This is a genomic window from Streptomyces sp. NRRL S-118 (assembly GCF_000716335.1).
Lineage (GTDB): Bacteria > Actinomycetota > Actinomycetes > Streptomycetales > Streptomycetaceae > Streptomyces.
Window position 1 is genome coordinate 121,378 of sequence record NZ_KL591013.1, and the last position, 8,137, is coordinate 129,514.

Here is an 8,137-nt window from a genome sequence, read left to right on the forward strand (position 1 = left end):
CCGAGGACCGCCCGGCGCTCCCCGCCGGGCGGCCGCCCTCCCGTACCGGTCTGGAAGGAACGCCCCTCGTGGCCACCTCCGTCCGCGCGGCGACCGACGGCCCGTCGCCGCCCGACCCCTCGCCACCGCCCTCCGCCTCCCCCGCACCGCCCGCGGGTCCGGCTGCCCGTGGCGCCTGGCGCAGCCGCCTGTACCGGTGGGACCTCAAGGCGACCCCGTACGCCTTCGTCTCACCGTTCTTCCTGTGCTTCGCCGCCTTCGGCCTCTTCCCGCTGATCCACACGGGCTGGCTGTCCCTGCACCGCGTGGAACTCGGCGGCGAGGCCGAGTGGCGCGGCCTCGACAACTACACCGGCCTGTGGGACAGCGAGTTCTTCTGGCGGGCGCTGGCCAACACCTTCACCATCGGGGTCATCTCGACCGTCCCGCAGCTGCTGATGGCCCTGGGACTGGCGCACCTGCTCAACTACAAGCTGCGCGGCCGCGGTTTCTTCCGGGTCGCCGTGCTGGCCCCGTACGCCACCTCGATCGCCGCCGCGACACTCGTCTTCGCGCAGCTCTTCAACAGCGACTACGGGCTGATCAACACCGTGCTCGGGTGGGCCGGTTTCGACCCGGTCGACTGGGAGTCGTCGCAGTGGCCCGCGCAGATCGCGATCTCGGTCATCGTCATCTGGCGGTGGACCGGCTACAACGCCCTGATCTACCTCGCCGCGATGCAGGCCGTCCCCCAGGCGCTGTACGAGGCCGCGGCGATCGACGGCGCCTCGCGCTGGCGCCAGTTCGTCAGTGTGACCATTCCGTCGATCCGCCCGACGATCCTGTTCACCATCGTGGTCTCGACGATCGGCGCCACCCAGCTGTTCGGTGAGCCGATGCTGTTCGGCGGGAGTCTGGGCGTGAGCGGCGGCAGCGGCGGCCAGTTCCAGACGCTGAGCCTGCTGATGTACGAGAAGGGCTGGGTCACGGGTGCGCTGGGACAGGCGTCCGCCATCGCCTGGGTGATGCTGCTGCTCCTGCTGCTGATCGGAGCGGTACGGCTGCTGGTGGCCCGGTGGAACAGAGAGGCGTCATGAGGATCCGACAGACGGCGGGGCGCCAGCACCACGCGGGCCCGCTGACGTACGTACTGCTGGGGCTGGCCGCCCTGTTCTCGCTCTTCCCGCTGTACTGGAACCTGGTCGCCGCCTCGCACACCGGCGAGCGGGTGGTCGAGGCGCCGGCGCCGCTGCTGCCGGGCCCGCACCTGCTGGACAACCTCACCTTCGCCTGGAACCAGGTGGACATGGGCGAGGCGCTGGTCAACACCACCGTCGTGGCGGGGCTGGTGGCGCTGTCCACGGTGGTCTTCTCCACGCTCGCCGGGTTCGCCTTCGCCAAGCTGCCCTTCCGGGGGCGGAACGCGCTGCTGGCGCTGGTGGTGGCGACGATGACCATCCCGCCGCAGCTCAGCGTGATCCCGCTGTACCGGATCATCACCGACCTGGGCTGGGTCGATCAGCTCCAGTCCGTGGTGCTGCCCTCGCTGGTGGCCGCCTTCGGGGTGTTCTTCATGCGCCAGTACCTGATCGAGGCCCTGCCCGTCGAACTGGTCGAGGCGGCCAGGGTGGACGGCGCGCACAGCCTGCGGATCATCTGGCACGTGGTCTTCCCCGTGGCGCGGCCGGCCATGGCCGTGCTCGGCATGCTCGTCTTCGTCCAGGCGTGGAACGACTTCTTCTGGCCGTTCATCGCCCTCACCCCGGACGGCAACCCGACCCTCCAGGTGGCGCTCGCCGGCCTCGGATCGGGCAACCACACCGTCAACCAGGCGATCGTGCTGACCGGCGCGCTGATCTCGACGGTCCCGCTGCTGCTGGTCTTCGCCCTGCTCGGCAAGCACATCGTGGGCGGCATCACGGCGGGCGCGGTCAAGAGCTGAGCCGCAGCTCCCTCTTCCTTCTCCTCTTCCTTCTCCTCTCCCTTCTGCTGTTCCCTCTCGGCGTTCCGCCTCCTCACTTCTTTCCTCCTAGCTTTGGGAGCGCTCCCATATGACTGCGTCCGATTCCCGGCCGCTCACCGCCACCCGCCATTTCCCGCCCGGTTTCCTCTGGGGCGCCGCCACCGCCGCGTACCAGATCGAAGGGGCGGCGGCCGAGGACGGCCGTACCCCGTCGATCTGGGACACCTTCGCCCGTACCCCGGGCAAGGTGTTCGAGGGGCACACCGGCGACGTGGCCACCGATCACTACCACCGCTTCCGCGACGACGTACGGCTCATGGCGGAGCTCGGGCTGAACGCCTACCGCTTCTCCGTATCCTGGTCCCGGGTCCAGCCCACCGGCCGCGGCCCCGCGGTCCGGAAGGGCCTGGACTTCTACCGGCGCCTCGTCGACGAGCTGCTCGCCCACGGCATCTCCCCCACCCTGACGCTCTACCACTGGGACCTGCCGCAGGACCTGGAGGACGCGGGCGGCTGGCCGCACCGCGCCACCGCCGAGCGCTTCGGCGAGTACGCCGCCCTCGTGGCCGACGCGCTCGGTGACCGGGTCGGGCGGTGGACCACGCTCAACGAGCCGTGGTGCAGCGCCTTCCTCGGGTACGGCTCCGGGGTCCACGCCCCGGGCCGCACCGACCCGGTCGCGGCGCTGAGCGCCGCCCACCACCTGAACCTGGGGCACGGCCTCGCGGTCCAGGCCCTGCGGGCCTCGCTGCCCGCCGGCGCCGAGGTGTCGGTCTCGCTCAACCTGCACGAGCTGCGGCCGCTGACCTCGGCGGCCGAGCACATCGAGGCGGTCCGCAGGATCGACGCGGTCGGCAACCGCATCTGGCTCGGCCCCATGCTGGAGGGCGCCTACCCGCAGGACCTGCTGGCGGACACCGCGCACCTGACCGACTGGTCCTTCGTACGGCCCGGCGACCTCGCCGCCGTCAACCAGCCGCTCGACGTCCTGGGCGTCAACTACTACACGCCCACCGTGGTGGCGGCGGTCCGCGACGGCGACACCGCCCCGCGCGACGACGGGCACGGGGCCAGCGCGCACTCGCCCTGGCCGGGCGCGGACGGCGTCGCCTTCCTCCAGCCGCCCGGGGAACGGACGGCGATGGGCTGGGCGGTCGACCCGACGGGCCTGTACGACCTGCTGATGCGGCTGGCCGGCGAGCACCCGGGGCTGCCGCTGCTGATCACGGAGAACGGCGCGGCGTACGAGGACGAGCCGGCCGCCGACGGCTCGGTGGCCGACCCGGAGCGCATCGCGTACGTCCACGGCCACCTGGAGGCGCTGCACCGGGCCATCACCGACGGCGCGGACGTGCGCGGCTACTTCCTGTGGTCCCTGCTGGACAACTTCGAGTGGGCCTACGGCTACGCCAAGCGGTTCGGCGCGGTGCGCGTGGACTATGCCACGCAGACGCGGACGCCGAAGGCGAGCGCCCACTGGTACGCGAAGGTGGCGCGCTCGGGCGAGCTGCACGGGCCGGACGCGCGCTGACCCCTTGCCCGGCGTACCCGCACCCCCTGCCGCCCGGTGGTCCACCGGGCGGCAGGGGGTGCGGCGGGGGGGTGCGCTCCGGCCGGATGGGGGGCGGGCCCGGCCGGAGCGCCTGAGGGTGGCTTTCCGGTGCTCTCGGGGAGCACCGCGGTGCGTGGTTACGCGTAGGCGGCGAACGCCTTGGTGAAGGCGAGCGGCTGCTGGAGGATCGAGCTGCACGTGGCGTCCGCGTGGTTCACCGCCCCGCCGGCGCACTGCTTGTCCCGCGTCGAGGACCACATCGACAGCCGGCCGATGCCCTTGGACCGCGCGAAGTCCACCAGCTGCGTGGCGTCCTCGACGGTGAAGATCTCGGTGGTCACGTCGTTGACGCCGATCATCGGGGTGACCGCGACGGCCTTCCAGGCGGCCGCGTCCGACAGCCCCAGCACTCCCTTGAGCTGCGCCTGCGTGGCGGTCGCCGCCTGGATCGCGTAGGTGCCCATGTCCCCGCTGTACGCGGGGCCGTAGTCCATCGCCATGATGTTGACCGTGTCGACGCGCACGCCGTTCTTCCTCGCGTCGGCGAGGAGGTCCACGCCCGCCTGGGTCAGCCCCTCGGGCATCACCGGCAGCGTGAACGACACGTCGAGCCCGGGGTGCGCCTTCTGGAGCTGCGCGATGGCCTGCGCGCGGCGGCTGTTGGCGGCGGTGTCGGGCAGCGCCGCACCCTCGATGTCGAAGTCCACCTTGGTGAGCCGGTACCGGTCGACGACCTTGCCGTACGCGGCGGCCAGATCCCCGGCCGTGGCGCAGTTGAGCGCCAGCTCGTGCCCGGCGGCGCCGCCGAAGGAGATCCGTACGTCACCGCCCTGGGCGCGCAGCGCGCCGATCTGGGCGGCGACCTTGTCGTTCGCGAGGTCGGTGACACCGCCCCACAGCGGGGCGCAGGTGCCGCCGGAGGTGATGAAGGCGAGGGTGAACTCCTTGACGCCCGTCCGGGCGGCGGTGTCGAGCAGGTCGTACGCCGGGTGCAGCGAGGTGTCGACGTACGGCGCGAAGCGCGCGCCCGCCGCGGTGCCGCCGTCCCCGCCGGGGGCGGGTGTCGTCCCCGTGGCCGTCGGCGCGGGGCTCGTCCCGGTGGCCGTCGGCGTGGGGGCCGGGGTGGGCTTCGTGCTCGCCGTGGGGGCCGGGGTCGGCGTGGGCTGCTCGGTCGGACGGCCGCTGGGCTGCGGGGTCGCGCCGCCGTCGACCGAGCACTTCGCGCCGTTGATCACGCAGCCGGACGGATCGCCCGCGGCCCCGCCGGCGCGGGTCACGAACCCGACGGTGACCGAAGCGCCGGGCGCCAGCTCCTTGTTCCAGCCGGCCGGTTTCACCGTGACGCGCTGCCCGTCCACCGTGTGGTCGCCGTTCCAGAGCGAACCGATGGTCGTGCCGGCGGGCAGGTCGAAGGCGAGCGTCCAGTCCTTCAGTGCCCGGTCCGTCTCGTTGGTGACGACGTACTGGCCGGTGTAACCGCCGTCCCAGGAGCTGGTCCTGGTGTACGCGGCGCCGACGGCGGCGGCCTGCGCGGTCCCGGTGAAGGCGACCGCCGCGCCGCCGGCGACCGCGGTCGCCACGATCGCGCCGATCACCTTGCTCCTGCCGCTCGCCCTGCGCCGGTGGGTGACTGTGCTGCCCATCGCGTGCCTGCCTCCGTCGTCCGTGGGGGTGGTGGTGCGGCAGCACGCTAGCGAGCCCGAAAGGGACAAACGGCCGCTACCGGACGGCAGTTCGGGAACTTAGGTTCCGCTTAAGGAACCCATCGGGAGGGATTAATGCTGGGCGCGGCGGCGGCGTACGACACGGTGCCCGCGCCGCCCGGGGGCACCGGTCGCCCGGCCGCCGAGCCCGATCCAGATGCGGACCTCCGTCCCGCCCAGCACCGAGTGCCCGATCCGTACGTCACCGCCGGTCGATTCCGCGACCCGCCGCACGATGTCCAGGCCGAGTCCGGTCGACCCGTCCCTCCCGCCGCTGTTGCCTCGCGCCAGGGCCGCCTCCGGGTCGGCGATGCCGGGCCCGGCGTCCGAGACGAGGATGATGACGGCGTCGTCGCCGTTGTGGACGTCGACCGAGAAGGCGGTGCCCTCCGGGGTGTGGCGGAAGACGTTGCCGAGCAGCGCGTCGAGCGCGGCGACCAGCTCGGGCCGGGCCACCGGGATGCGCACGGGTCGGTCGATGCCCGCGACCCGCACCTTGCGCCCCTCGTCCTCGGCGAGCGCCGACCAGAAGTCCATCCGTTCCCGGACGACTTCGGAGGCGTCGCACCCGGCGCCAGGTCCGCCCGGCTGGGTCTGCGGCTTGGCCTCCCTGGCCGTACGGATGATGGTGTCGACCTCCCGCTCCAGCTGTTCGACCGCCGCCCGCGTCTGGTCGGCGGCCGGCCCGTCACCCAGTGAGGCGGCGTTGAGCCGCAGCACGGTCAGCGGGGTGCGCAGCCGGTGCGACAGGTCGGCGGCGAGCTCGCGTTCGTTGGCGAGGAGCTGGACGACCTGGTCGGCCATCGAGTTGAAGGCGACCGCGGCGGACTTCAGCTCCGTGGGCCCGTCCTCGGGGACACGGGCGCCGAGCCGGCCCTCCCCCAGGTCGTGGGCGGCACTGGCGAGGCGCTGTGCGGGCTGCACCATGCGGACGCCGAGCCGGTCCGCGACCGCGACCGACCCGACGACCAGGGCGATACCGACCCCGGCGAGGATCAGCCACGCGGTGGCCAGGCCGTTGGTGACCTCGCCCTCGGGGACGTACACCTCGATGATGGCGATCTGGCCGGTGCTGATGGCTGTCGGCTGGAGCAAGGCGAAGCCGCCGCGCACTTCGGTGATCGAGGCGCGGGGGGTGCGCTGCACGGTGGCGAGGTCCTTCGCCGTGACCCGCGCCGTGCCGATCCGCACCGCCTCGCCGCCGTCCTGCGGCGCCGGGATGTGCACGGCCATGTGCCCGGCGGCGCCGGCCTGGGTGGAGGCGACGGCCCGGTCGAGCTGGGTGCGGTCCGTGGTGATGGACAGCGAGGTGCCGAGGGCGGCGGCCTGCCGTTCGGCGTTGGTGAAGGCCCGGTCGCGGGCCATCTCCTTGATGACGAGGCCCAGGGGCACGGCGAAGGCCACCACGACCATCACCGTCACCGCCAGGCAGACCTTGACGAGCGCCCACCTCACGGTTCCCGGCTCGTTTCTCCGCCCGCGCGGGGGTCGGCGCCCGCCGTGGGCAGGGTGGGCGGGGATACGGAGGTCACCGTCACCACCGCGGCGTCCGGCGCGGGTGGCGCCCCCAGCGGCCCGGCGGCCGCGCGCGCGGCGCTCACAGCGGCGGCTCCAGCTTCACCCCGACGCCCCGAAGGGTGTGCAGATAGCGGGGCTTGGCGGCGGTCTCGCCCAGTTTCCGCCGCAGCCACGACAGATGGACGTCGATGGTCTGGTCGTCCCCGTACGACTGCTGCCACACCTCGGCGAGCAGTTCCTTGCGCGGGACGACCACGCCCGGCCGCCCGGCGAGGAAGGCCAGCAGGTCGAACTCCCGTCGCGTCAGGTCCAGGGGGAGGCCGTCGAGTTCGGCGGTCCGCCGCAGCGGGTCGATGGACAGCCCGCCCACCTGGATCAGGCGCGACGGCGCCACCTCCCCGGCCGCGGACCGCGAACGGCGCAGCACGGCCGCCATCCGCGCGGACAGGTGCTCCACGGAGAACGGCTTGGTCAGGTAGTCGTCCGCGCCGTCGTTCAACAGCCGTACGATCTCGGTCTCGTCGTCCCGCGCGGTCGCGATGATCACCGGTACGTCGGTGATGCCGCGCAGCATCTTCAGCGCCTCCGCCCCGTCCAGATCGGGCAGTCCGAGGTCCAGGATGACCACGTCGAAGCGGAAATGGGCCACTTCGCGCAGCGCCTCCAGAGCCGTGCCGACGCTCCGTACGGTGTGGGAGGCCTCGGTCAGGTGCCGGATGAGGGCGGAGCGCACGAACTGGTCGTCCTCGACCACGAGCACACTTGCCATGGCCCGCACCGTACGCCATAAGGCGGAATGAGGGGGACCGGTGTTGACCTCGTGGGCGCGTGGTGCACTATGGCCCGGATGCGTAGAGGACTCGTTCACGCCATGGCGTGGTCGCTCGCCACCGGCGCGGCGGTCACCCTCTCGTGGTGGGGTGTGCACACGGTCATGGCGGGCACGGCGTACGACCCGCCCCGCGCCCTGCCGATCACGGCGGACCGGCCTTCGGCGCACGGCGGCGCCGAGCCGCAGTCGTCCTCCACGCACCGTCCGCCGGACCCGCCCGCGGCCTCCGCCGCTCCCCGCCCGGAGAAGAGCCCGGAGCGGCGGCCCGCGTCACCGTCGCGGCAGCCGTCCGCACCCGCGCCGCCGTCGCGTGCGCCGGGCACGACACCCCCGGCGGCGGGCGAGGCCACCGGGCGGGTGCGGAGCTACACGGTCGACGGCGGCCGGGTGGCCTTCGACCTCGGCCCGGCCTCCGCCGAACTCGTCTCCGCGACACCGTCGTCCGGCTGGCAGATGCAGGTGTGGAAGCAGCCGACGTGGATCCGCGTGACGTTCACGAAGGACGGCCGCGAGGTCTCGGTGTTCTGCGTCTGGCACGACACAGCACCGCGCGTCGAGATCGACGAGCGCTAGGCCTCTCGTCTGGATCC

At 72.9% G+C, this 8,137-nt stretch carries 8 protein-coding genes; 4 read left to right on the plus strand and 4 right to left on the minus strand.

All coding sequences use genetic code 11. The features are described 5' to 3' along the window. Positions 1-68 precede the first annotated feature (68 nt). The 3 genes from IH00_RS0121915 (at position 69) to IH00_RS0121925 (ending at position 3,473) form a co-directional block, all read left to right on the plus strand. Positions 69-1,076: a carbohydrate ABC transporter permease gene (locus tag IH00_RS0121915; protein WP_031076175.1), complete on the plus strand. Its 1,008-nt coding sequence runs from the start codon at positions 69-71 to the stop codon at positions 1,074-1,076. Then, entirely contained in the window at positions 1,073-1,921 is an 849-nt protein-coding gene (locus IH00_RS0121920) for a carbohydrate ABC transporter permease (RefSeq protein ID WP_031076177.1), read from the plus strand. The genes IH00_RS0121915 and IH00_RS0121920 overlap by 4 nt, the downstream gene beginning before the upstream one ends. Positions 1,922-2,030: 109 nt before the next feature. Continuing rightward, positions 2,031-3,473, plus strand: a complete 1,443-nt coding sequence (locus IH00_RS0121925) for a GH1 family beta-glucosidase (protein WP_031076179.1) — start codon at positions 2,031-2,033, stop codon at positions 3,471-3,473. Between the two features lie 158 nt (positions 3,474-3,631). Here the strand turns inward: IH00_RS0121925 and IH00_RS0121930 are convergent, their stop codons facing one another. The 4 genes from IH00_RS0121930 to IH00_RS0121940 all read right to left on the minus strand — a co-directional run bounded on the left by IH00_RS0121930 (position 3,632) and on the right by IH00_RS0121940 (position 7,484). Continuing rightward, entirely contained in the window at positions 3,632-5,137 is a 1,506-nt protein-coding gene (locus tag IH00_RS0121930) for a glycoside hydrolase family 18 protein (protein WP_031076180.1), read from the minus strand. 132 nt (positions 5,138-5,269) lie between these two features. After that, the gene (locus tag IH00_RS0121935; protein ID WP_031076181.1) at positions 5,270-6,652 is read right to left on the minus strand and encodes a sensor histidine kinase; all 1,383 of its coding nucleotides are present in this window, start codon (positions 6,650-6,652) and stop codon (positions 5,270-5,272) included. Beyond that, positions 6,649-6,798 (minus strand): hypothetical protein, encoded by a 150-nt coding sequence (locus IH00_RS42845; protein ID WP_158827894.1) that lies wholly within the window; start codon positions 6,796-6,798, stop codon positions 6,649-6,651. Before IH00_RS42845 ends, IH00_RS0121935 begins: the two co-directional genes overlap by 4 nt. Beyond that, the gene (locus tag IH00_RS0121940; protein WP_031076182.1) at positions 6,795-7,484 is read right to left on the minus strand and encodes a response regulator transcription factor; all 690 of its coding nucleotides are present in this window, start codon (positions 7,482-7,484) and stop codon (positions 6,795-6,797) included. The genes IH00_RS42845 and IH00_RS0121940 overlap by 4 nt, the downstream gene beginning before the upstream one ends. A gap of 69 nt (positions 7,485-7,553) precedes the next feature. On the opposite strand from IH00_RS0121940, the gene IH00_RS0121945 reads away from it, so the two are divergent. Then, positions 7,554-8,120, plus strand: coding sequence for a hypothetical protein (locus IH00_RS0121945; protein ID WP_031076183.1), 567 nt, complete (start codon positions 7,554-7,556; stop codon positions 8,118-8,120). Positions 8,121-8,137 lie beyond the last annotated feature (17 nt).